Source organism: Rhizobium sp. 862_C5_N1_2, from assembly GCF_051811205.1.
GTDB lineage: Bacteria > Pseudomonadota > Alphaproteobacteria > Rhizobiales > Rhizobiaceae > Rhizobium > Rhizobium leguminosarum.
In genome coordinates this window covers 188,895-211,369 of record NZ_JBPWPT010000006.1, presented here as the reverse complement: position 1 = coordinate 211,369, position 22,475 = coordinate 188,895, and the positions used below count along the sequence as shown (strand labels likewise).

Sequence of the window (22,475 nt, the reverse complement as noted above, 5' to 3'; positions counted from 1 at the left end):
CTGACAGCCGGGAGGCCGGTCGATCCGGCGGACCGGCTCATGATCCAGCAGAATGAGAGCCGCCTCAGAAGGGCGGCTCGGCTTCGATGATGCCGTCCTGTTCGGCAAGCGCCACGGCCAGATCAGCCTGGGCGAGCTGAAGCTCCGCTTCGACCTGGCGCCGCTCGACGGCGTCGCAGGCGTTCCTCAACTCGGCCCGCAGCTCCTCGATGTGCTGTTCGATGGTCATCGTCTCATCTCCTTGAGTTCGTGAAAGACGAGACGGCGGGGCGGGAAGAGATGACGGGGTCAAGGAGCGCGGAAGCGACCGGCGGAGCCGGCGAGTGGGGGAGCCGATTTTGTCGGAGTGGAGGGCGCACCGGAGCGAAGGCAAAATTGGGGGCACCGCTCGTCCTCGAGGCAGGCATTTCTTCCCGGCACGATAGCCTCCACTGAGCAGACAAATTCCGGTTCCGTATCGCACCGAAAAAGCCGGCGGCAGGCTCGACGCCTGCCGACGGCTTATCTTTGTCGCCGGTTGACCCCGCCTCGGCGGCGGGGCCTGTCCGGATCTCAGTCCCGGTTGGGGCGGGACCAGATCAGCTGGTAGCCGTCCTCGCCCTCGACCTCGGTGAGCGTCGCGTAGATCGGAGCGGGGAAGCTCGGGTCGTCGAGCTTGACCGAGAGGTAGTCGCGATCCTGCTCGGAGCGCTTCTGCCAGGCCGCACCCAGTTCGACGTTGCCGGCGTAGATGCGGTAGTGCGGGCCCTTGTCGGAGGGGTTTTCGATGCGGGCGATGCGGGCCTTGACGTTGAGGGCGAGGGTGCGGATCGAGCCGTTGAAGCCGGTTTCGGTGGAGGTGAAGGTGCCGATGGTTGCCATTGTCGTATTCCTTTGCTGTTCGGGCCGCGCCCATCGCGGCCTCGATGGCTGTCGCAAGGATCGGGGACGATCGGACCGCACCCCCGGGGTCCCTGTTGCGCCTGCGCAATGGGGTGGCTCGTAGGGCCGGAATGAAATGGAGGGCGGCCAGGAAAAACTTTGTTGTTCCGCGAGGAATGGGCGCACCGCGCTCAGGGGAAGAAAGTTTTGGAAGGCCGTTGCGGGAGGACGATCGAGGCGAAGCCGGTTTTCGATCAGACATGCCTCATCGAGCCCGCGAAGGACGTGGCTCGGCTCAGTGGCGGAAGGTATATGACGATGGCAGCCGCGCTCCGACTGCCTGCCGGATCCTGCCGTCATCAAGGGAACATCCGTAACACGACGCTTGCCGCCCCCGTAGCGAAAATCAGGGATTTCCGCGACACGGGTCTCGTTACCACTCCCGCCATTCGGCGGTGATATCTTCATCATCCGGGAGGCTGAAGCCCGAGGCCCTTACGACCGCCTCGATCAGGACACCAAGTTCGTCGCGCTCCAGTGTTTCGATCATCCCGCTTCTGCCGTGGATCTCATTGATCGCAAGAACGATGTCCTTGACCGCTGCCTGGATTGCCTGCGCATCCCGCTGGCTGGTTGCGGCCTTCACCGTGTCGATGAACCCATTCAGCGCCGTTTCAGCCGTGGCGATATCGGCCGCGTTGAAAAGCTCGTCTCCCTCGGCCATGGACTCCCGCCAGCGCTGCGTCGGCATCTGGACCCGCAATGCTTCGACTTTATCGATATTCCCTGGCATGATCTTCTGCTTGGGCAAGGACGCCTTTCGGCGCGTGGCCTTGAGCATGGTGCGGTCAGCCTGCATCAGATAAACCGCCATCAGCCGCAAGTCGGAGTCATATTTTGCGATCGCGACTATATTGCCGACAGCATATGAGTGAACGAAGCGTTCGGCTGAATATTCCGGCAGCGTGCTGCTCTTGCCTTCTCGAAACGGGCCCGTCCCGAGCTTCTCGGCCACGATGTCGCTGCTGTCTCCGAACGTCAGACCGAATGGCAACGCCGACGAATAGGCGCGTTGCACTGCCCTGATCGCATCCGGCCCGGTAAATGACAGGCGAGAGACAATCCTCTCCTCGCCGTCCGACAGGCGTCTTGACCGCACCTCTTCGAATTCGGCAATGTATGCGGAAAGGCTTTCCACCTGCAGACCGAAACCGCTATCGAAACCGCCGAAAAATCCCATCTCCGCATTCGTACGAAAATCGATAGGGTCAAGCTTCTCGTGATGGGCAAGATAAGACTCGACAACTGGGTCGGCAATGCTGCGGCCAAGTATATCGAAATGATCCATTCTCTGCCTTCCTTTCACAGTATTTCTATCCAACATGACCTTACGTTCATTGTGACGTCGAACGAGTTACGTCCGCTTATGGCAGATACCGTTGAAAAACTCCGACGAGCGGCTGTTGAGATTAGATTGCTATCCGTTAACCTGTACGCGACCGCCTTCGATAACGACATGGCGGCCTTGAAGCTCGACAAAGCGCCAATCCTCACCAAGTGAACCATCCGGGAAAACCTGCAGGCGGTAACCACCTGACAGCAAGAAGTCGGCCCCGCCGTAGTTATCTGTGTTAACGGCTATGACGACGAGTTGCTCTGTGGCGTTCACGAAGGAGTTTGTCTCCGCGTCGTAGCCTTTCAGCAGAGATGCAATTTTGATGAGCTGTAAGTTTCCCGATTTAGGGTCGTCATCGTTTGGCTCCGTTCCTTCAGCCGGCTCGACGAAACGATCTGATGTCCCTGTGACTATTGTCTTCTCGTCAACGAAGCGCCACGGGCATTGAACATGCAGTGCATAGGCCCCGACAGTCCCTCTGCCTGAGGGATGCGGTCGAATGGTACCAAAATGGAAAACCTTCATGTCCGCAGCGTTGCGGGCAATGCTTAATGGCAGCCCTACCAGTAACTGAAGGCAGTTTTCGAGGCTGACTTGAATATCGTTTTCGGCCATCAAATTGAAACTCGGCTAAATCAGAAAAAAGACGCGCTCGTTGACGGCCCTGTTAGGGTGGCTTGCCCTGGGAGCAGCGCATTAAATCAAACGCGCCTCTTCATCTCAAGTTCTGCTTGCCCTTGCTCACATAATCAGACACTTCCGGTCACGCATGGCACCGAAAAAGCCGTCGGCAGGCTCGATGCCTGCCGACGGCTTATCTTTGTCGCCGGTTGACCCCGCCTCGGCGGCGGGGCCTGTCCGGATCTCAGTCCCGGTTGGGGCGGGACCAGATCAGCTGGTAGCCGTCCTCGCCCTCGACCTCGGTGAGCGTCGCGTAGATCGGAGCGGGGAAGCTCGGGTCGTCGAGCTTGACCGAGAGGTAGTCGCGATCCTGCTCGGAGCGCTTCTGCCAGGCCGCACCCAGTTCGACGTTGCCGGCGTAGATGCGGTAGTGCGGGCCCTTGTCGGAGGGGTTTTCGATGCGGGCGATGCGGGCCTTGACGTTGAGGGCGAGGGTGCGGATCGAGCCGTTGAAGCCGGTTTCGGTGGAGGTGAAGGTGCCGATGGTTGCCATTGTCGTATTCCTTTGCTGTTTCGGGCCGCGCCCATCGCGGCCTCGATGGCTGTCGCAAGGATCGGGGACGATCGGACCGCACCCCCGGGGTCCCTGTTGCGCCTGCGCAATGGGGTGGCTCGTAGGGCCGGAATGAAATGGAGGGCGGCCAGGAAAAACTTTGTTGTTCCGCGAGGAATGGGCGCACCGCGCTCAGGGGAAGAAAGTTTTGCAAGGCCGTTGCGGGAGGACGATCGAGGCGAAGCCGGTTTTCGATCAGACACGCCTCATCGAGCCCGCGAAGGACGTGGCCTGATCTGCGGCGGAAGGGAATATGGCGATGGCAGCTGCGCCCCGACTGCCTGCCGGATCCCTGCAACGGTGGGCTCGCCGCCCCGTCCACATGTCAAAATCAAACGTCCGGGAACAGCCAAGCAAGGGCGTTGCGTTGGCCGTTCTTCGGGCTATCGTCGTGCTCGCGAATCGTCGCCCATCGTCGAAATCAAGCCATCCCGGAAGCTCAAGCCGATCGACCGGAAAACCTCGATCTGGGGCAAATTGGATCTCACGGCTGATCCCGACACGCTCCCCACGTTGAGGCCTGAACAGTTGCCGGCCGCTGGCGAGACCAACGACCGACGCTAAAGTCCTCAGGCAGCGAGCCGGTCGTCGGCACGTTCGGGCTGTAGGCCATGCAGGAAACTTACGGCCCGTTGCGCATGCGCCGCCGCCTGGAAGATCGCCCGCCTGTCGTCGCTCAGGACCTTGAGCCAGGAGTCGAGGTACGAGGCGTGATCAGGGCGGGGCCTGAGCTCGGGAGCAATGCCGAGATCGGCGCACAGGAAGCAACTGCCGAGTTCGGCGATCAGTTCCTCTCGCGCCCGCTCGGATTTGTCCTCGTCATAGCGGCTGAGGTCGCGGCCGAGGCGATGGCCCGGCGCCGTCCAATGGGTGACCTCGTGACTCAAGGTCGCGTAGTAGCTTGCCGCATCCTTGAAGCTCTCAAATGGTGGCATCTGGACGATGTCGGCGGCCGGCGCAAAAAAGGCCTGGTTGCCGCCATGGCGAATTGAAGCACCGGTGTTGCGGAAGAACCGATCGGCATTCTCGATGCGCTCGACGGGATCGAGAACCGGAGCCGGCTGGTGATGATACTGGTCGGAAAGTCCGTCGATCTGTTCGACGTTGAAGACACTGTACGCCTTCAGGAAAGGAATCTCCCGCTCGACCTCGCCGCCGTTCCCGTCGGTTTCGGACTTGGTGAAACGGCTGGCGAAGACGACCGTGGCGCCTGTTTCGCCCTTGCGGACGGCAGCACCCAGTTCGAGGGCCTGCTTGAACGTCATCCACGTGGATGACGTATATCCCCGGGCGCTGCCCTCCGACCAAAGAAGCAGCACGTTGACGCCGGAATACGGCTGCCCGTTATGACGCAGCGGCCGGGTAATACGGCCGGTCGTGTTCTCGGCGTTCCATGGCTTCATCCACGGCCGCACGCCCTTCGCCAGATCCTCAACGATTCTGTCCGTGATCCGGGTATAAAGATCGACCCGCTGTTTCTCCGTATTGCTCATCTTCAAGCCTCCGTTTTGAGGCCGCGCCCGTCGCGGCCCGTTACGGAGGGCAGAAGGCAGGAGCCGATCAGCCGGCCGATGCACCGGAACGGCCGGAACTTCAGTGGAGGACGGCGGAGCCGTTGCATCTGCCGGTGGCTCCTGCAGACCCGACGAACGGAACGGGCCGTGAAGGGCGTGCCATCCGCCTGATTTCCGTTTCCCTATTGGCCGCGTCAGCGACACGAAAACAGGCCGGCTCCGCCATGGAACCTGCCGTTCACGCGTTTGTCGAGAGGCGGGGCCGGAGCCCCGCCGGCACGGCCTAGTCGAAGGCCGAGATCTGGGCTTCAGCGGCCTTGCGGCTGAGCGAATGACCCGGCTGCTCGACCGGCCGGTCGAAAGGCTTCCAGGTCTCGCCGATCACCTGGGCATAGGCGGCGACGGCGCCTTCGGCCGCCATTCTGAGCGAATGGGCCTGTATGCCCATGTCGGCGGCGAATTCGCGCTTGCGCTGGGCGGCGCTGTCATAGCCGACGGGGCCGTCGAGATCCTCGTCGCGGGCATCGTTGGCGGCCTTGGCGGTGGCATCGCGCGCCTCGGTGACAGCGCGGCTGTAGAACTGCCCGGCGCCGTGGGCAGAGCCGACGAAGGCGCCGACGATCCGCTGCAGGTGGATCTGCATCGCCTTGTCGCCCAGGCCCTCACCGAGCGCATCGGCGGTCTCGATGACGAGCCGTTCGTGCAGGTCGCGAATGCCGTCGCTGTCGATGACCGCCGTGCCGAAACTCTCGGCGATCTTCACCGCCTGGCTGGCGTCCGGGCATGTCAGCCGGACCATTTCTATAGTGGCGCCCTTGCGCAGTTGCACGACGCGGGCAGACTGGCGAGAGGAGGGTGCGGACTTGGCCATGATCGTTTCCTTTCGAGGTCGTCCGATCGGGCTCCGGCCCATGCCGGCTTGCCCTTCGGTGCGGTCATTCCAACCGGCGGAAGACGGGCGTTTCAGGGTCCGGTCCTGCCTGGACGAGCGGAGCCGGTTTGCGGGCGACGAGGGCAAACTGCCCGCGAACGAGCACGCGAGCCTGATCCGTGAAGGACGGCGGGGTCCGGCCGCCCCGCGGCGCGACAGCGGCCTTGAAGCGCACGGCCGCCGGTTCAGACCGCAGCAAAACCGAAGGGCGATCCGGCAAGGCGCGGGACTATGATGTCCTCGAACGAAACGACAGGCCCGCCCGCTTGCCTGAGCCTTTCCAGCTCACCGACGTCAAGCGCTCGACCTATCGCTTGGCCGGCTTCGGCAACCGGTAGGATTGTAGCCAGGTGGGACCGTGCGAGTTGCGAAGTCCACGAAGCAGACCGCCGTCATCATACGGCGGCCCGCCCATCCAGGCGTTGTTGAGGATCGATTTCCAGCGCCTTCCATTCCTGGCGGCATAGGCCTGAAGTGCTGCTTCCTGTTCCGGCGTCAAAGGCGGCAGCGTTTCGCGTGTGCGACGAACGGTGCGCGTTTTTGGTCTGGGATCCGCCGGTGCTTCCCTTAGAGCGATCAACCGCCTGAGTTCCGCGACACCGGCATTGAGGCAGGCTTCGCCTTCGAGGTGATGGAACTGCAGCCAGAAAGCGGTGCGCTCCGCCGGTGATGCGCCGATGCCTGCTCTTCGCTCCAGGTCTCCGATCGTGCTCATGGCGTCCTGCCTCCCGGACCGGTAGCAGCCACGACTGTGCCGTCGGACCCGGCTCTCGCCCGCAGCGCCGCGATTGCCGCATCCTGTCGGGCGAGTTTTCTCGAAAGCGCATCGATTTCCGGCTGACGCTCGGCGGTGATCGCTGCCAGGTTGGCCCGGTAGCGTTCGAGAAAGGCGCCTGCTTCCGGCGCCTTGCCGCGGCGATAGCCGGAGTGACGGCGACCAAGCTGGGGAATGATCGTGATCATGCGTCGCATGATCTGCCGGTCGATCAGATCGAGCTGGTGCTGGGTCTGCCGTCGCGCCGATTCCATTCTGGTAAACTGCCCGGCGCGTTGCTCGGAGTTGGACATTACGACGCCCTCCCGCGCCAGGCGGCGAAGCTGGAGGAACCCTCATAGGCGGCATGCCGTGTCTCATCGATGACGAAGCCAAAGCGGCCGGCCGCATATTCGTCGCTCTGCACCAGGAAGCGGCGCTCTTCCACTCGCTCGCCGCGCGCGCCGCCGATGGTGGCGATCACCTCGATCATACCAGTGTGATGGTCCGAACGAAGTGCCGCGGTGACGATCCAGTCGCCGGCATGCTCTCGTGCGAATGCCTGGGCGTCTCTCTGGTAAGACTCGCCGGGGGCGAGCGCCCGACCGAAGATCGTTTCCCAGGCGTCCGGCCAGCTGTCGCGGATAGTCTTATCGGCGCACTTGCGCTCATAGGTCGTGAACAGGTCCGGAAAGGTGAGTGCGACGATTGCCCAGGCAGCGTCCTCTTCATACCAGCCGCCATCTGTCCTGAGCATCGGGTGGACCTTGGCATTGCTGGCGTCAGAGAGCCTGAAGCCACCGTGACCTGCCGTCGTATGGCAGACAATTCCATCGGCGTAGACGGTGGCGCCCTGCGACGGACCCCATGGCGTGCTGCAGGTCACCCGGACGGTCTGGCGGGATAGGAGCCGCAGTTCGCGGCTATGCCCGGCCTGTTCGATCATGCGGTTTCGGAAAGCGGCTTCGCCCTCAACAGAGCCGTAGTGCGAATAGAAATCATCGCGCTTCAGTTCCGCAAGCGGCCGTGACACGCGCCAGGCGCTGGCGAGAAAATACTGGCCATCCCGGGCCGGAACCATCGCGAAGACGAGATCGCCGACATGTGCGACAGCCATGCCGTCGGCGCTTCTGCCGAACTCCGCCCCCGACGCGTCAGGGGCGGAGACTTCGTTGGAGTCAGAAGAAAGCATAGTCATGCCGCAGCCCTCCCTTCGATCTCATCTGCGGCGACCTCGTCGGCAGTCGCCTCCTCGAGAACGGCATGCGGATAGCCGTGCCGGGTGAGCCATTCCGCGGCCGCCTGCCGATTGTCGGCCAGGTGAACGAGTTCGGCATTGGCGCCGGGGCGATCGAAGACGCGAACAGATCCAAGCGCGGGGCGCTCGACGACTTTGAATGTCAGGCCGCTATCGAGCGAAAAGGTCCGGTGGATACGGACGGTGATGATGCCATTTGCGCCGAGATCGCCTTCATGCAGCGTGAAACACGGTGTCAGACTGGTGTTGCCGACGCAGCGCTCGCCTTCCTTGCGGATCAGCCGGCCCTGGCTATTGCGTGTTTGCCAAGCGGACAGTTTCTTCCTGTGGCGCTCGGGCGGTCGTGGGGTACCATCCGACCAGGCGACGATGGAGCCGATCGGGGCGAGGTCATAAATCAGAGACGCGGACATCGCATCCTCCTTCAGGTTTTTGTGGGTGGTGGAAACGAAACCGCCGCCGGGAGGACCGGCGGCGGAAGATCAGGCGGAGAAGGACGGGGGCGGCTATTCCGCCGCGATCCCGTAGGCGGTTTCCTCCTCGTCGGAGGCGGCATCACCCACGGGTTCGGCGACGGGATCGCCATGTCCCGTCGCTGTTGGATCGAACCTGTCGACACCGACGTTCTCGCCCTCAGCACCGTCGCCGTCGTCGCCGGTGAGATCATCGGCGTGCTTCATAAGATCTGCGATGTCCTTCGGGTCAGGCGCAAACAGCGCCGCCGGAAGGACGAAGGCAGCATCGGCCGCGAAGTGACCGATAAGTGCCGCGCGGGTTTCGCGGACCCGTGCCCGCGGGACGAGATTGACCGACTTGGCGGCGGCTTCGAGCGCCTGACGCGACAGGCAAAGCAGGAAATCCTCGGTGCCCATGTTTGGAAGGAAAGCGTCCGCGCCGATCGCGTCACCGGCAATGCGCGAGACGACGCCACTGTTCGACATGCCGCGCCGGCATGAGAGCACGTCGATGAGAACGGAGCGGGCGGCGACACGCACGCCGTCCATGTCGAACGACAAGCGTCCGTCTGCGGAATAGAGGCGCGCGACATGACGCTGGAAACGCTTCGATCCGAACACGGTGTCGTTGGCACCGGAATCGACCCGAACATTGGTGCCGGCAAACGCCATGACCAGGAGCGCCATCAGCATGTCGTCCTCGATCGGCGCCCGGGCGAGCGCCTCATGCAGCGCATCGGTACGGAAATCGCCAATCATGTCCTGGCCCTTCTGCGTGACCTCGGGCCTGGTCTTCCCGACGACATCGGTGTCGTCGTCGGCCTCCGTCGAAGCGTTGCCGGCCGGACCGGATCGCCCTTCGGTTTTCCTTGCCTCCGGCATCCGGTAGTGGACGCTCTGCACCTTGCCGTCGCGATCGAGATACATCGCGGTGCAATCGCCCTTGGCCGGCTTGCCGTAGACGCGTTCGGCCTTCTTGGGCAGTTCCGGCTGGCCCCAATTGTTGACCTCGACGATGGCGCCCTTCTTCGGAAGGTTGCTCGCCATCCACTCCTGCTGGGCGCCGAGAAAGGCTTCGACATTGGTGGTGTAGCGATTGTCCTCGTCGGCAGGGCCGAACAGGTCCTCGGCCCACTCGATACCGTACGCGAGGCGAAGATCGTCGCCAAAACTTGCGTCGCGGGCATGCATGCGGGTTTTCGAGAGGCCGTTGGCGATCTGCCACCAGGCCGCCGTGTCGCCCTTCTTCGGCTTATGGGCTTTCCAGACCTCTTTCTGCTCTTCGGACGATGCGGCCGCGATCGTCCTTAGCTGCTGCTCGTTGGGCATGTCCCCCTTCGCCATCTGGTCGAGCATGGAAGGCAGCACGTTGGCGAGCAGACGAAGCTTGCGGATCTGGCGGACGGGAAGCGCGAGCGCCACCGCGATCGCCTCCTCGGTCCAGCCGAGCGCGACCAGCCGCTCGATGCCCCGCCATTGGTCGACCGGATTGAGCGGCTCGCGCGCAATGTTCTCGACCATCGAGCGCATGGCGCCGTTGTCGTTGGCCGCCTCAACGACGATCACGTCGATTTCCTCGAGACCGGCGGCAATCGCCATTCGAGTGCGCCGGTGACCGGCTTCGATGATGTAACCGTTGCCGCCGACTTCCGGGAAAATGACCGGCGGCTGGATCACGCCGACGGCCTTGATCGTCGCCAAAAGCAGGGCGTCGGCCTGCGGCGTCGACTTCGATTGGCGCGTGTTGTCGGGGTTGTCCTTCAGCGCACGCGGATCGACCTTCATCAGTTGCATGGGATGCTCCTTGTCGGGGATTGGACACGGCCCTCTGCCTGCCCTTCTCGCGTCTTCATTCTTTCCGAAGACACTTTCCGGACCGCCGAGCGGGCGGCTGGGTGCAACTGCGGCCGAGCATCGCTGCCGCGAAGGACGAGCGGGGCTTACAGCCCTGCGAAGGACGAGTGGCGGGATGCGGAGGCGGCGGTTGAGCGGAAGCGGCGACCAGCCGACTGCTCTGCGACCGGTTCATCTCCCTCTTCCTCCTTTTCTCCCTTGCCTGCTTCTCATTTCGGCGGCTGACGCCGCCGGCCTGCAAAAACGCATCGGCTTGCAAGCGACTGGATGTCGATCGGGATAGATGGGAGATAAAAAAATGGGCCAGCGGAAACCGCGGCCCATGAAGTGTGAAGGTCAATAAACCTCCAGAGGGGAACAGCTGCTGCGGCGGAACTGGGAGGAAAGCCGCCATGTGCATCAGCTGTGTGCACTATGCTCGAATTTTGACCACTTGGAAAACACTTTTTGTGCACTGCAGCTATGTGAATGCTGCAGCGCTTCCAAAATCCGCGGATGGAGGTCAGGCAAATGGCGTCAGACCTCAGGCCGCTTCCGAGTGGGCCAAACCCTCCTCGCGTGCCACGGCTGCCAATGCCTGATCGACGTCCCGTAGTTGCCGGCGCTTCTCGGCGAGTTCTTCGGAAAACGCAAACAGGCCGCCCTCGCGCGAGCGGTAGGAGGCGAGACGCCGCTGGGCGTCATGAAGGCGATGGCGATAGCGTTCCTGCTCCTCGTCAAAACCGTCGAGCGCGTTTTCGAGGCGGGAGGTAGCGCCAAGCGGCGTCACGGTCACCGGCAGATCGATTTCGTAATCCGCTCCAGTGCGTTGGAGAAGGGTCGTGTAGCGATACCCATCGTCCCTGCCGAATCGCTCGCCGAAATAGACGAGATCGAAGCCTCCGATCGAGGCGATGACGCTCTCGTCTTCCTGCTGGAGCTGAACCAGGGTGAGGATTTCCTTCATCAAGGCGCGACCGGCGGCTTTCCGCTCGTTGAAAGCCTCGTCGACGACCGTCATGGCAAAGGCCTCGGCCGCGGTCGGAACAAGACGGTCAATGTCCTTGCCGATTTCCGCAACACGTCGCTCCGAAATCTCGATATCGCGTTCGGCGTCGCGGATCTGCCGGCGCACCGCATATTGATCGTCGTCATGGGCGGCGCGCAGCCGTTCGAGCCGGGCAATGTCCGCCTCGAGTCCCGCCTTCTGCATCAGGCGTTCGTCGCCACTGGCAATCGCCTTCGCCATGGCGAACTGATTGGCCGCTCCTTCCCCGAGATCTTCCAGCCGGCGGATCGAGGTATCGCCAGACAGCGCCGCCGCGATGAAGCGGGCCTTGCGTTCGTTGTTCTGCCACATCGAGGCGTCAAGCGAACCTTGGGTGGCGTAGGCGAAAATATCGACCTCGTCATGCTGGTTGCCCTGACGAACGATCCGGCCCTCGCGCTGTTCGATCTGCGAAGGCAGCCACGGGACGTCGAGGTGATGCAGCGCCTTAAGGCGCAGTTGCGCATTGACGCCGGTCCCCATCGTGTCCGACGAGCCGATCAGGAAGCGGACCTTGCCGGCGCGGACGTCGGCGAACAGACGCTGCTTCGCCTCGGTCTTCTTGTAGTCCTGCATGAAGGCGATTTCGGAGGCCGGAACGCCCAGGCGGACGAGCTCATCCCGGATCCAGCGGTAAGCGGAAAAGCCTCTGCTCTTCTCGACGTTGATGGTGCCGAGATCGGAGAAGATCATCTGCGCCGCGCCAGGCAGATCGAAGGGCTTGCCGTCGGGTCGCACGAACGTGCTTTGCGACGTCTCCTGCCAGATACGGAAAGCGTTCTGGACGAGCAAGTTGAGCTTGTTGTCCGGCTCGTTGTCATTGTCCACGTCGACCAGGCGCAAATCGATGGCGGCATGGCGACCGTCGGTGATGACGGAGAGCAGGATGTCGTCGCCGGGCTGCGCCGGCCCCTCACGCATCTCGATCGCCTTGATACGGGCGTCGAGGACCGTCTGGTAATTCTTGAATGCCTGGGTCGGCTTGGCCGTCAGGATCTGCCGGCGGCCGGTCGAGATCTCAGGCACCTTGACGTAGTCGCGGAGATCGCCGGGCAGCACCACGTCGGCGAAAGACCGGAACATGGCGATCAGTTCCGGGACGTTGACGAAGGAAGCAAACCGGCTGACCGGCTTGTATTTGCCTGATGGCTGGATCTCCAGTTCCGTCGTCGTGTCACCGAACGTCGAGGCCCAGGCGTCGAATTCATGCAGGCCGCGTTCGGCCAGCGCCGCGTGCCCAAGCTGACGTTGGACCGAAAACATCTCGCCAAGCGTATTGGTAATTGGCGTGCCGGAGGCGAGAACCAAAGCCCGGCCGGGGTCCTTCGTCTCGACGAAACGAGACTTGACGTAGAGATCCCAGGCACGCTGCGAACCGTTCGGATCGATGCCTTTCAAGGTCGACATGTTGGTGGCGAAGGAAAGCTTGCGGAATTCCTGCGCCTCATCGACGATGATCTGGTCGACGCCGATTTCGGAAATCGTCAACAGGTCGTCCTTGCGGGTGGACAGCGCCTCCAGTCGTTCCTTCAGTCCCTCCTTGAGCCGTTCGAGACGCTTGCGGGAGACACGGTCCTCGCTGTCGACCTTGGTCAGCAGCTCCTCGTAGAGCTGCAGTTCATCCTGGATCATCTGCTGTTCGAAACTCGACGGCACGGCGATGAACCGGAATGCCGAATGGGTGATGATGATCGCGTCCCAGGTCGCCGTCGCCGCCCGCGAGAGGAAGCGAGCGCGCTTGTCCTTGGTGAAGTTGGTCTCGTCGGCGACGAGGATGCGGGCGTTCGGGTAGAGCGCGAGAAACTCGCGGGCGGCCTGGACGAGGCAATGGCCCGGAACCATCAGCATCGCCTTGGCGATCAGCCCGAGCCGGCGCTGTTCCATGATCGCGGCCGCCATGGTCATCGTCTTGCCCGCACCGACAGCGTGCGCGAGATAGGCCGAGCCGGACGAAATGATCCGCCAGATGCCACGCTTCTGATGCCCATAAAGAACAAAGGCGCCAGAGGCGCCGGGAAGCATGAGATGGGAGCCGTCGAACTTTCGAGGCGCGATATCATTGAAACGATCGTTATAGACCCGCGCCAGCCGGTCGGTGCGATCAGGATCGGTCCACACCCAGTTCTGGAAGGCCGTCTTGATTTTCTGCAGCTTGTCGCGGGCGGCTTCGGTATCGACGACGTTCAGCACCCGCCGCTCGCCATCGGCATCCTTGAAGACGTCGAAGATCTGCGGCACGCGGCTGTTCAGCGCATCGGCAAGCAACTCGCCGGCGTGGCGTCGGTCGGTGCCCCATTCGGATGTGCCGGCCGCCGTCCATCCAAGTTGCCGCGCCTCGACCGTCCATGAACCGAGTTCCGGCATGTGGTGGATCCTGATCTCGGCGCCCATCGTCTCGTGCACGAAGTCGACGATATCGGCGGCCGGAATCCAGGGAGCACCCAGCCGTGCGGTGATATCAGACGGGCGAAGGTCGGCGGGCTGCACCGCCTGAAGCGCACGGACATTGCGCTCATAAGCGGGATCGAGCTCGGCCGCAGCTGCCGCGGCAGCAAGTTTGGTGCGCACGGCCCCAGAGAGATAAGCATCCGAGGTTTGCCATGAGCCGTCGGCGGGATCGCAAAAGATTGCGTCACCGAGCGCATCGAGAACCGCATCCGTGTCGCAATGCAGAAGCTCGGCGATATGATCGAGGTCGATGCGCCCGCGTTCGTTGAGGACGACCGCTAGAGCATCGGCTGCGGAGGTGATGACGGGCGGGGAAGGGGGCGCGATGACGCGTTCCGAGAAAATCGGCCCGGGCCTGGCGGTGTCGGTTTCGAGGTCATAGTCCTCGATGGAGGCAACCAGCCAGCAGTCGGGATCGTCGCGAAATGGCATAAGGTTCGGCTGGCGATGGGTTTCACGAACCTCGCCCGTCGTCTCATCCTCGATGATCGAAACCGTGGTGTGGTTGATCGGGCCAAAATCGCGCACGAAGTTCGACCAGGCGATGCGCAGCCGCACCTGTAGCTCGCGCCACGGCCGGTCCAGTTCCTGGGCTTTCAGGACGTCGCGCACGGCTTCGCGGATCGGGATCAGTTTGCGGATGATCCGGACGTGCTTTTCAGAAATTCCCTCGCCACTGCGCGCCTTGCGCACCTGCACCGCGACGGGCTCGCCATCGACGACCTGCATGAGGCCGTGCCTGACATCGACAAAATAGCTGCCTTCGCGCATCTTGGCATCGTCGGGGCGGAGATCGACGTTCTCGGCAAGCTCGTCCTCCAGATCGATGTCGATGGCCGTCGGCTCGCCGTCATAAAGGCCTTCCGGAAGAAGAGCGATGGCTGCCGTCAGCGCCGCGTCGAGCTCCTCGCCGGCGCGTGATCGGCACGTATAGGTCTCCCCGAAGGGACCGGAGCTCAGGGCATGGTCGCCGAGGACAAAATCAGGATGCCGCGCGAACCACCTGTTCACGCGGATCGCGCCCTCGTCCTTGGTAGCCGGCCGGACTTCCTCCAGGTCGAGCCACGAAAGGTCGCCTTCCGGCTCGCCTGCCTTGCGTTTGCGAAAGAAGAGGGTGTCGACCACGACATCCGTTCCGGCGTCGCGCCGAAAACTGCCTGCGGGCAGTCGGATTGCGGCGATCAGGTCGGCGGACTTGGCGATGTGTTCGCGTGCGGTGCCGTCCGCCTTGTCCATGGTGCCGGCGCTGGTGACGAAGGCAGCCAGGGCGCCCGGCTTCAGGAGATCGATCGATCGGGCAATGAAGTAATCGTGCAGCCGAAGAACGAGCGAACGATATTGCCGGTCGGAGCGAACCGTCCGATCGGAGAAGGGCGGGTTGCCGATGGCAAGATCGTAGATCGCATTGAGGTCGGCGCGCGCGAAATCGCCATTGATGATGCGCGCCTTCGGCTGCAGCAGTTTCGCGATGCGGGCCGTGACGGGATCGAGCTCGATGCCGGTGACGTAGCTCAGTTCGCGGTACTGTTTCGGCATCAGCGCCGGAAACAGGCCCGTTCCGATCCCGGGCTCCAACACACGGCCGCCGCGCCAGCCGAGACGTTGAATGCCCATCCAGATTGCCCGAATGACGAATTCGGGGGTGAAGTGGGCATATTGGGTGCAACGGGCAAGCGACGCATAGTCGCCCACGCTGACCGCGGATTGCAGCGAGTTGCCGAGATCGTCCCAGCCTGTGCGGAAGTCGGCTTCGCCCGGCCGCCGGAACATGCCATTTGCCAGCTCGCCGGCGCCGAAGCCGGTGAAGCGGATGAGCCTCGCCTGCGCGGCCGGAGTCACCGGCAGGTTCATCTTCTCGATTTCGTTGGCGGTGAGGATTGCCGCAACGTTGATGCGTGCCCGCTCCTTCCAGCTCGCGGCGAGCTCGCGGTCGCCATCGTCGAGATAGAAGTTGGCGCGCTGCCCCTGCTTCCGCGGGACCGGCCGGTTGGTCACCGGCAGAGCCGGCTCAGAAGAGGGCGGGGTCGGGTCAGGCTCGTCGTCGTTGGCGGCAAAACCGCCGAACGCAGCGACGCCAAGACCAAGTCCTGATGACAAAGCGCTGCTGCCAAACATATCAAGGGTGAAGGGATCGCTGCTCATCGAAAACTCCTTGTGAGCGAGCGTCATCGATCCGCCGCAAGCGACAGTCGAGGAACGCGAAGGGGGGAGGCCGCCTGCATGGGCTGCGCGGCTATCGTGGTCCGAGCGCGATCGCTTCGCGCACGGATGCAAACGGAAACTCTCAAGCCGCGATCGGCGAGGGGAGGTGGCGCAGTTGTACCGGCAGTTTGGCGGCGATCTCGTCCTCGCTGAGGTCTTCCAGCAGCTTCAGAACAGTGCCGCCTTTACCGCCGTAGATCATCAGGGTGCGTTTGCCGCGCGAAGCCTCTGGCCAGCGCTCGCCAGCATAGCCGCGATAGTCGTCCGCCGTACTGCTCCAGATATGCTCGAGACGCTCCTCGCGCGTCATGGACCGAACCGGGCGGCTTTCGCGCTCAATTATCGCGACGCGCATGGTCTCGACGGAGGCTTGATCGGCAAGATCACAATAGCCGTGAAAATAGCGGATCGCCTCATCGATCCGGAGTGCGAAGAACACCGATGTCACCGAGCCGGTCAGGAACTCGCGCATCGCAAACATCGAACCGCGGATCCAGAGCGGCGGCAGGATTTCGAACATGTAGTCGTGCTCGGCCTCGCCGATCTCGAACCATTCGCCGGCATAGAGCGGCGTTGCGTCGGCTTCCCAGCGGTTGGGCCGCTGGAGATGACGGTCGAACATGCGGAACATCTGCGGTCGGCTTGCGACACCCTGGAAGACTTTTCGGATTGCGGGAGAGGGGTTCATCTACAGCTCCTTCGGAGGTTTCGGACCGAAGCGCGGCACTGTCCTCTCGACCGTGCCTTCCTATTCAGTCCTTCATGACCCCTTGGCTGCCGCCGGCATCGCGACCGTCAGGGTCAAGGGCCGGCTACGCCGGGCGAAGCCTCCCTTGACGCGGGCGGCGCGGATGCGGCACGCCTCCTCCTTCCATCCTTTCCCTCTTTTCCTTTTCCCTGATCTTCAGGGTTTCGTTCCAGTCCTCTTCCGGCGGCCGAAGCCGTGTCCAGTCGCAGCCGGCATCGTCGGCAAGCGTCCGCAGCCGTTCGGCAAACATGTCGCCCTGGGGATTGGCGTCCGTCGCCGCGATGATCTGGACGCCAGTTTTCGCGGCCAGCTCCCGCAACGCTGCCTCCGTGGCCGGCGACCATCCGCCGCCGGTGCTGAGATAAAGCGTGCCCTCCCGCAAACCCTCGATCGCCGCGAGGCTCATGGCATCGATCGCGGCTTCTGTGACGGCCAAGCGCGATGCGCTGTCCGAACCGAAACGGAAAAGAACCTTGGTTCCTCCGGATGCAAAACCCCGGTATTGCGGACCCCGCGCTTCCCAGCCGGTCAAGGCCCCCGCCTGGTCTCGGTGCGCCGCCCACATGCTGCCTTGCGGACCTTCTCGCAGTAGGTCGCCTTTGATAGTCGCTCGCAGCACGTAAGTTGGCACGTGGCGCTCGCCACTGAGGTATCGACATGTCGAGGAACCGGGCCAGGGTCGCCGGCGGGACTGCCAACGATCGGGAAGAGAGAGGTCGCATCTCTCGCCATGTTTCGCCGGCTGCCACTCCGGCTCCGTGATCTGAAACCCGATGAGAGCCGCGATCCGTTCTGCGCCTTCGAGAAAGCCGACCCGTTCGAGATGCTCGACGAGCCGGAACACATCGCCTTTCGCGTCGGACAGTGGATCGAACCATCCGCGTCCTTCATAGGTGACGATGACGATCTCGCCGCCGCGGCGGAATTTGACTGCCCGCCGTGTGCTTTCCTTCGCGTCTATTGCAAACCCGGCATGCTCAAGCACCGCCGCACATCTGACCTGCTCGCGCAACGCTTCTATTTCTCTTCTCTTCATTTTTCCTTCCGATCGCCCGGCGATCGGCCTCCATAGCCCTTCCTTGCCCGTCGGTTCACCCGACCCCTTTCGGCAGGCCCCAAAGAGCAAAGGCCGCAAGGGCGCGGCGCGCAATTGTCGGATCATGCAAGCTGAAATTGGCCGCGGCGAAGCTTCCCTTGCGGCCCGCCGCTCGCAAGGGGCACGCCCCGGCGGTGCCGGCTCAATGAGCCGGCCAAGGCATGTACTCATGCACGATCGCCAGATCGTCGTCGGCGTCGATCTCATCGGAAGGAATGACGCCATATTCGCCGTCAACTTCGAAAAGGGTGACCGGTACCATCAGGTCACGGGAGAGCTGGAAGGCGTGGGACTGGGCGAGAGAGAGATCGTGCGACATTTGAGAGGCTCCTTCGGGAGCGGGCCAATTCCCGCTCGATGGCTCCTCCAAAGGCACGGGTCCGGGCGCGATCACCGCGACGCAAAGCGGAAGCGGCCGCAGCTTGCTAGCGGACCCCTCGCGGGTTGATCGTGGAAGATCCGGAACCGGCCAGGACGCCATCGGTAAAGAGCGGGATTGGCTTGCTTCCGTTTGGGCCACCGTTTGACGCACGATTTTCGAGCTTCGTGCCAGGTCGTCGCTCCCCCAGGCCGATTACTCGTGTCTTCGATTTAGCGGGTCAGGTGTTAGCTGAGCGAAGGACTCTGCGTCGCCGCGTGACCGAATGTCGCGTCAGCTTCAGTCGTGGCACCGCCTAAGTTGCGATGAGTCGTGCCTTTCGCGGTTTGCGGAACCCGACCCTGCAAGCGAGAGCGATGGTGCCCGGAGACCGAATGCATAGTTCGCCGCCGACCCAATCTGTCCGCTAAGTTTGATTCCCGGATGGCCGCGAAAGCGGGTGTCCACCCTCGGGCGGCACACGGAGGAGTGTTGCCGGATTTCTATCGCGGCGCGTTTCACATCAATAACCGAGCGGCACTCTGGATTGGCTTCCCCTTAAGCTCGGCATCACTTCGGTTCTCAGTATGATCACGCTCAAGAAGCGATGACACTATTGAAGCCTATCACGGGTTCCCTCAGACAACTCCTTGAGGATCAGCGCGCAAGACGTCGCACCAGCATCCAGCACGCCGAGCGATCGTTCGCCCAGCCTGCTGGCTCGGCCGATCCGTGCGATCAAGTTCACCGTCGAATCGCGGCCACTTTCGGCTGCCGCAACGAGGAGTTCCAATGCCTCGTCGAAGGATTTTCCTTCTGATGTCGCTTTGTCAAAAGCTTCAACAGCAGGCACCAACGTGTCAAGCAATGTCTTGTCGCCGACTTTAGCCGAACCAATTTCTTGAATACCCGTCAAGCCAGCATGCAGCATTCGGCTGAACGTCTTGCTGTCGATCTGGTCGACCTGATCGATCTGCTGGGCAAACTCGGTGAACATCACACCGTAAAGCGGACCCATAGATCCGCCGATCTCGGTCATCAGGACTGTTCCCAGGGTCTCAAGCGCTTTTGCGAGCGATAGCTCCTTGCCGCGTATCCGGTCGGCCACTAAACCGAAACCTTTCGCCATATTTATTCCGTGATCGCCGTCGCCAATCTTGCCGTCGATCTCGCTGAGGTAGTCGCGGTTGTCGATGATCGCTCTTGCCATGGAGACTACGATTTCTCCGGCTGCCGCGTTATTCATTTTTTGCATTGTTCCCTCCTTAAAGTGTCGCCGCGCAGCGAACCTCGACCTCCAGTAGCGACTTTAGCTCTTCATCGAGCGCCATAACCGTCAAAGTCGCTCCAACCATCTCAAGAGACGTGAAGTAGTTACCAACATACGCTTTGTGGATCCTGAGGCCGCGGCCGGAGATTTCCTCCTCGACTGTGTCGAAGAGAATGTAAAGTTCGTTCAGCGGTGTCGCGCCAAGGCCAGATACCAGTACGGCCACTTCTGTCCCCGAGCCGAGATCATGGTCATCCAGCACGATCTGGCACATATCCTTGGCGACCTCTGATGCGCTCTTGAGCGCTTCTACTCGCACGCCCGGCTCGCCGTGATGGCCGATACCGACTTCAATGGTGCCAGGCTCGATCTGGAAGTTCGGATGTCCGACCGCTGGAAGAGTGCACGGCCCCAATCCGACACCGACCGAGCGGCAATTGTCGATGGCCTTCTGCGCTGCGTCACGAACCTCGGATAGGCTGGCGCCCATCGACGCTTTCGCTCCCCCCACCTTCCACATGAAGATCTCTCCGGCAACGCCTCGGCGCTTCGCCTGCTCCTCCGCGGGGGCGGAGCATACGTCGTCGGTTGCAACGACCGTGGCAACCTCGATGCCGTCCTTTGCGGCGAGCTTCATCGCCATCTTCACGTTCATGTTGTCTCCGGCATAATTTCCGTAGAGGACAACGACCCCTTTCCCACCATTCGCTTCGCGTATGGCATCCTGAAAGCTCTTGGCCGTTGGCGACGAAAACAGCTCGCCGACCGCGACCGCGTCAAGCATGTTGCGGCCTATATAGCCAATGAAGGCAGGCTCGTGTCCGGAGCCACCTCCAGTTACGACACCCACTTTTCCTTGCGCGGGCCGGTCAATCGCCGTCACCACGCGTTGGTTTTCGGCGAGGCGCACGATGTCTCGGTGTGCCTTCACAAAGCCCTTGATGGTATCTTCCACGACCTCATCGCGGTTGTTTACAAAACGTTGCACTGCGTCCTCCTCCAGACACGGTCATTGATTGTCGTTGAGCGCTCGCCGGACGACCTTGAGCGACCGAGCCAGCGAGTCCTCGATCGATGACAGCGGCACGGGATCTCGGCGGCGAACGGGCTGCGCCTGCCGATTGCGATGCAGTCTCAAGGGAAGTTCAATACTGACCGGGAGGCTGTCGAGCTTTGCGATTGCAGCCAGGAGGCGCTCGCACCCGACCTTGCCGTCGCCGATATCGCAGAAAAACCAACCTTCGTCGGTTTCACGAACATCCTTGATATGGGCGTGCGCCGATTCCGGCAGCGCCAGGATTCCATCACCTGCGAGATCGTCCATGTCCGGTCGATGTGACGCTGTGTTTGCGGCGTCGTAATTTAGCTTTAGAAAGGGCGATCCGAATTCCTCAACAAGAGAAATACCGTCTCGCGCGGTGTTGATCAGGCTATCGCTGCCGTCTCCTGGGTTTTCCAGGCCAACGATGATATCGAAGGCTTCCGCTCTTCTCAGTATGGTTTCGACGTTGCGACGGAATGTTGCCTCTCTTTGTCGGGCGGCCGTGTTGGTCGCAATAACCTTGGCTCCAATCGCCGCGGCGAATGCCATGCGGCCCGTGAACACTTCGACCGAATCTTCGAAACCGAGGTCGATGTGCGACGACATTGCATGACACAAGAGCCCCGAAAACCTAAGCGCGCTGCGCCAACTGGTCATCTCGGAAGGTTTGAAGGCGGTCTCGTCAAAGGGTTCTGTATATCCAACGATAAAGGCCGGCTCGAAATGCGTGAACCCGAGGGTTGCCGCGCTCTCCAGTGCGGCCTCTCTGCTATGCCCGTCGTACGGCGCGCCGGACACGGAGATCACCCGTTCAGCCATGCATTCCTCCCTTAGAAGAACGGCGCAAAGTCCGTTCCGAAGGGCAAAGTGTTAAAAACGCTTCATCCGGACAAGCGAATTCCGTCGGTCAATGCATGAATACATCTCAACAGCTGCATCATTTGCGTTAAATTTCCTCATGGAATATAGATGAAGGGCGTCCTCCAGCGTACTGAATCTCTCCAGTGGGAAAGGTGGCGAGGCACGCATAAACGGGAGGAGGGGTGATGAGCGCGTTGGAGTTTCCTTCGCTGCGATCGCTACAGGTGTTGGAAGCTGTCGCACGTCTTGGATCTTTTGGAAAAGCCGCCGAGGAACTGAGCATCAGCCCCTCGGCCGTGAGCCATCAAATGGCCGCGCTGGATTCGGAGCTCGGAATTGCTTTATTTCATCGCTCCGGGCGTTCAATCATACTGACTGACGCGGGGAGGGCTTACGCCGAAGAGATCAGCGCCTCGTTTCGAAGGATCGAGAGCGCCACGCGCAATTTCACGAAGAAGGGCAAAAGTGACATTCTGAATATCCATTCGGTCGTCAGTCTAGCTTCGCAGTGGCTCATGCCTCGCCTGGCCCGGTTTAGCGCCCGCTATCCGGAGATCGATCTTCGACTGCACGCTTCTGGTGACCCGGCCGAGCTCAGGACCGGCAACGTCGATATAGACATCCGCTACGGAACGCAGCCCGTGGAGGTTGGCATCGCCGTCGAGCCCTTCCCACCCGAGCCAATAATGGTCCTGTGCGCCCCATCGTTGGTCGAGGGCGCAAACGGAATACGCTCACCGCAGGATCTCGCCAGATTTCCGCTCATCCACTCCGAAGTGAACCTCTATCGCTGGCAGGATTGGGCCGACGACCACGGTGTGAGGCTCAACATGGATCGGGGACTGCGTTTCGATAGATCTTTCATGTCCATCAATGCGGCCGCGGATGGACTTGGCGTTTGCCTGGAAAGCCTCATACTCGTCCGGCAAGATCTGAAAAGCGGGAGGCTCGTTGCGCCGTTTGGCCCGGAAGGCCCCAGCATCAATTGCCATAGTCTCGTGTACTTGAGGTCCAGGGCAAGAACACCAAAGATCGCTCTGTTCAAGCGTTGGATCGAAGAGACCCTGGCTGGCGACACGGTTTCTGCGAGTGAGATCGACGTCGGCGGGAGGTGAGTTATGCACACTCAGGGTCGGTGATGCGCGACTGGTGGATCAGACGCGCAT

The 22,475-nt window shown here is 62.0% G+C and carries 21 protein-coding genes; 2 read left to right on the top strand and 19 right to left on the bottom strand.

What is annotated here, in order from left to right:
- Positions 1-64: 64 nt before the first annotated feature.
- The 7 genes from ACD590_RS38235 to ACD590_RS38205 form a co-directional block, all read right to left on the bottom strand.
- Positions 65-229 carry a hypothetical protein gene (locus ACD590_RS38235; RefSeq protein WP_167669584.1) on the bottom strand — a complete coding sequence of 55 codons (165 nt, stop codon included), beginning with the start codon at positions 227-229 and terminating at the stop codon, positions 65-67.
- A gap of 323 nt (positions 230-552) precedes the next feature.
- Positions 553-861: a DUF736 domain-containing protein gene (locus tag ACD590_RS38230; RefSeq protein WP_011427435.1), complete on the bottom strand. Its 309-nt coding sequence runs from the start codon at positions 859-861 to the stop codon at positions 553-555.
- A gap of 433 nt (positions 862-1,294) precedes the next feature.
- Positions 1,295-1,939 carry a hypothetical protein gene (locus ACD590_RS38225; RefSeq protein ID WP_171378200.1) on the bottom strand — a complete coding sequence of 215 codons (645 nt, stop codon included), beginning with the start codon at positions 1,937-1,939 and terminating at the stop codon, positions 1,295-1,297.
- 399 nt (positions 1,940-2,338) lie between these two features.
- Positions 2,339-2,872 (bottom strand): hypothetical protein, encoded by a 534-nt coding sequence (locus tag ACD590_RS38220; protein ID WP_088678666.1) that lies wholly within the window; start codon positions 2,870-2,872, stop codon positions 2,339-2,341.
- A gap of 250 nt (positions 2,873-3,122) precedes the next feature.
- The gene (locus tag ACD590_RS38215) at positions 3,123-3,431 is read right to left on the bottom strand and encodes a DUF736 domain-containing protein (RefSeq protein ID WP_011427435.1); all 309 of its coding nucleotides are present in this window, start codon (positions 3,429-3,431) and stop codon (positions 3,123-3,125) included.
- Between the two features lie 629 nt (positions 3,432-4,060).
- Positions 4,061-4,984: an ArdC family protein gene (locus ACD590_RS38210; protein ID WP_096772369.1), complete on the bottom strand. Its 924-nt coding sequence runs from the start codon at positions 4,982-4,984 to the stop codon at positions 4,061-4,063.
- A 304-nt stretch (positions 4,985-5,288) separates the two neighbouring features.
- A complete protein-coding gene (locus tag ACD590_RS38205) occupies positions 5,289-5,876 on the bottom strand; it encodes a hypothetical protein (RefSeq protein WP_096772370.1) in 588 nt (195 codons plus the stop codon).
- A 179-nt stretch (positions 5,877-6,055) separates the two neighbouring features.
- Between ACD590_RS38205 and ACD590_RS38200 the strand changes: the two genes are divergently transcribed.
- Positions 6,056-6,274, top strand: coding sequence for a hypothetical protein (locus ACD590_RS38200; protein ID WP_096771808.1), 219 nt, complete (start codon positions 6,056-6,058; stop codon positions 6,272-6,274).
- Here ACD590_RS38200 and ACD590_RS38195 read toward each other — a convergent pair.
- The 12 genes from ACD590_RS38195 to ACD590_RS38140 all read right to left on the bottom strand — a co-directional run bounded on the left by ACD590_RS38195 (position 6,244) and on the right by ACD590_RS38140 (position 21,267).
- Complete coding sequence (locus ACD590_RS38195) at positions 6,244-6,651, bottom strand: hypothetical protein (protein ID WP_096771807.1); 408 nt, start codon at positions 6,649-6,651, stop codon at positions 6,244-6,246. The two genes, ACD590_RS38200 and ACD590_RS38195, sit on opposite strands and share 31 nt — an antisense overlap.
- A complete protein-coding gene (locus tag ACD590_RS38190; RefSeq protein WP_096771806.1) occupies positions 6,648-7,004 on the bottom strand; it encodes a hypothetical protein in 357 nt (118 codons plus the stop codon). Before ACD590_RS38190 ends, ACD590_RS38195 begins: the two co-directional genes overlap by 4 nt.
- Positions 7,004-7,888 (bottom strand): DUF7007 domain-containing protein, encoded by an 885-nt coding sequence (locus tag ACD590_RS38185; protein ID WP_096771805.1) that lies wholly within the window; start codon positions 7,886-7,888, stop codon positions 7,004-7,006. The genes ACD590_RS38190 and ACD590_RS38185 overlap by 1 nt, the downstream gene beginning before the upstream one ends.
- Positions 7,885-8,361 (bottom strand): hypothetical protein, encoded by a 477-nt coding sequence (locus ACD590_RS38180; protein ID WP_096771804.1) that lies wholly within the window; start codon positions 8,359-8,361, stop codon positions 7,885-7,887. The genes ACD590_RS38185 and ACD590_RS38180 overlap by 4 nt, the downstream gene beginning before the upstream one ends.
- Before the next feature lie 93 nt (positions 8,362-8,454).
- Positions 8,455-10,197, bottom strand: coding sequence for a ParB/RepB/Spo0J family partition protein (locus ACD590_RS38175; RefSeq protein ID WP_096771803.1), 1,743 nt, complete (start codon positions 10,195-10,197; stop codon positions 8,455-8,457).
- Between the two features lie 583 nt (positions 10,198-10,780).
- Positions 10,781-15,874 carry a helicase-related protein gene (locus ACD590_RS38170; RefSeq protein ID WP_096771809.1) on the bottom strand — a complete coding sequence of 1,698 codons (5,094 nt, stop codon included), beginning with the start codon at positions 15,872-15,874 and terminating at the stop codon, positions 10,781-10,783.
- A 142-nt stretch (positions 15,875-16,016) separates the two neighbouring features.
- Positions 16,017-16,622: a DUF1419 domain-containing protein gene (locus ACD590_RS38165; RefSeq protein ID WP_064843796.1), complete on the bottom strand. Its 606-nt coding sequence runs from the start codon at positions 16,620-16,622 to the stop codon at positions 16,017-16,019.
- 124 nt (positions 16,623-16,746) lie between these two features.
- Positions 16,747-17,718, bottom strand: a complete 972-nt coding sequence (locus ACD590_RS38160; protein ID WP_096771802.1) for a DUF3991 and toprim domain-containing protein — start codon at positions 17,716-17,718, stop codon at positions 16,747-16,749.
- A gap of 202 nt (positions 17,719-17,920) precedes the next feature.
- Positions 17,921-18,097, bottom strand: a complete 177-nt coding sequence (locus ACD590_RS38155) for a hypothetical protein (RefSeq protein ID WP_170961508.1) — start codon at positions 18,095-18,097, stop codon at positions 17,921-17,923.
- A 652-nt stretch (positions 18,098-18,749) separates the two neighbouring features.
- Entirely contained in the window at positions 18,750-19,391 is a 642-nt protein-coding gene (dhaL, locus tag ACD590_RS38150; RefSeq protein WP_064843792.1) for a dihydroxyacetone kinase subunit DhaL, read from the bottom strand.
- A 10-nt stretch (positions 19,392-19,401) separates the two neighbouring features.
- Positions 19,402-20,394: a dihydroxyacetone kinase subunit DhaK gene (locus tag ACD590_RS38145; RefSeq protein WP_040114043.1), complete on the bottom strand. Its 993-nt coding sequence runs from the start codon at positions 20,392-20,394 to the stop codon at positions 19,402-19,404.
- A gap of 21 nt (positions 20,395-20,415) precedes the next feature.
- A complete protein-coding gene (locus tag ACD590_RS38140) occupies positions 20,416-21,267 on the bottom strand; it encodes a sugar phosphate isomerase/epimerase family protein (protein WP_064843790.1) in 852 nt (283 codons plus the stop codon).
- A gap of 227 nt (positions 21,268-21,494) precedes the next feature.
- On the opposite strand from ACD590_RS38140, the gene ACD590_RS38135 reads away from it, so the two are divergent.
- Complete coding sequence (locus ACD590_RS38135) at positions 21,495-22,424, top strand: LysR substrate-binding domain-containing protein (protein WP_064843788.1); 930 nt, start codon at positions 21,495-21,497, stop codon at positions 22,422-22,424.
- The last annotated feature ends 51 nt before the right edge of the window (positions 22,425-22,475 follow it).

Excerpts from the sequence above, each read along its gene's own strand:
- ACD590_RS38230 (WP_011427435.1), bottom strand. The coding sequence starts at position 861 with ATGGCAACCATCGGCACCTTCACCTCCACCGAAACCGGCTTCAACGGC.
- ACD590_RS38195 (WP_096771807.1), bottom strand. The coding sequence starts at position 6,651 with ATGAGCACGATCGGAGACCTGGAGCGAAGAGCAGGCATCGGCGCATCA.
- ACD590_RS38160 (WP_096771802.1), bottom strand. The coding sequence starts at position 17,718 with ATGAAGAGAAGAGAAATAGAAGCGTTGCGCGAGCAGGTCAGATGTGCG.
- ACD590_RS38155 (WP_170961508.1), bottom strand. The coding sequence starts at position 18,097 with ATGTCGCACGATCTCTCTCTCGCCCAGTCCCACGCCTTCCAGCTCTCC.
- ACD590_RS38235 (WP_167669584.1), bottom strand. The coding sequence starts at position 229 with ATGACCATCGAACAGCACATCGAGGAGCTGCGGGCCGAGTTGAGGAAC.
- ACD590_RS38165 (WP_064843796.1), bottom strand. The coding sequence starts at position 16,622 with ATGAACCCCTCTCCCGCAATCCGAAAAGTCTTCCAGGGTGTCGCAAGC.
- ACD590_RS38175 (WP_096771803.1), bottom strand. The coding sequence starts at position 10,197 with ATGCAACTGATGAAGGTCGATCCGCGTGCGCTGAAGGACAACCCCGAC.
- ACD590_RS38185 (WP_096771805.1), bottom strand. The coding sequence starts at position 7,888 with ATGACTATGCTTTCTTCTGACTCCAACGAAGTCTCCGCCCCTGACGCG.
- ACD590_RS38140 (WP_064843790.1), bottom strand. The coding sequence starts at position 21,267 with ATGGCTGAACGGGTGATCTCCGTGTCCGGCGCGCCGTACGACGGGCAT.
- ACD590_RS38180 (WP_096771804.1), bottom strand. The coding sequence starts at position 8,361 with ATGTCCGCGTCTCTGATTTATGACCTCGCCCCGATCGGCTCCATCGTC.
- ACD590_RS38170 (WP_096771809.1), bottom strand. The coding sequence starts at position 15,874 with ATGAGCAGCGATCCCTTCACCCTTGATATGTTTGGCAGCAGCGCTTTG.
- ACD590_RS38135 (WP_064843788.1), top strand. The coding sequence starts at position 21,495 with ATGAGCGCGTTGGAGTTTCCTTCGCTGCGATCGCTACAGGTGTTGGAA.
- dhaL (WP_064843792.1), bottom strand. The coding sequence starts at position 19,391 with ATGCAAAAAATGAATAACGCGGCAGCCGGAGAAATCGTAGTCTCCATG.
- ACD590_RS38215 (WP_011427435.1), bottom strand. The coding sequence starts at position 3,431 with ATGGCAACCATCGGCACCTTCACCTCCACCGAAACCGGCTTCAACGGC.
- ACD590_RS38210 (WP_096772369.1), bottom strand. The coding sequence starts at position 4,984 with ATGAGCAATACGGAGAAACAGCGGGTCGATCTTTATACCCGGATCACG.
- ACD590_RS38220 (WP_088678666.1), bottom strand. The coding sequence starts at position 2,872 with ATGGCCGAAAACGATATTCAAGTCAGCCTCGAAAACTGCCTTCAGTTA.
- ACD590_RS38205 (WP_096772370.1), bottom strand. The coding sequence starts at position 5,876 with ATGGCCAAGTCCGCACCCTCCTCTCGCCAGTCTGCCCGCGTCGTGCAA.
- ACD590_RS38190 (WP_096771806.1), bottom strand. The coding sequence starts at position 7,004 with ATGTCCAACTCCGAGCAACGCGCCGGGCAGTTTACCAGAATGGAATCG.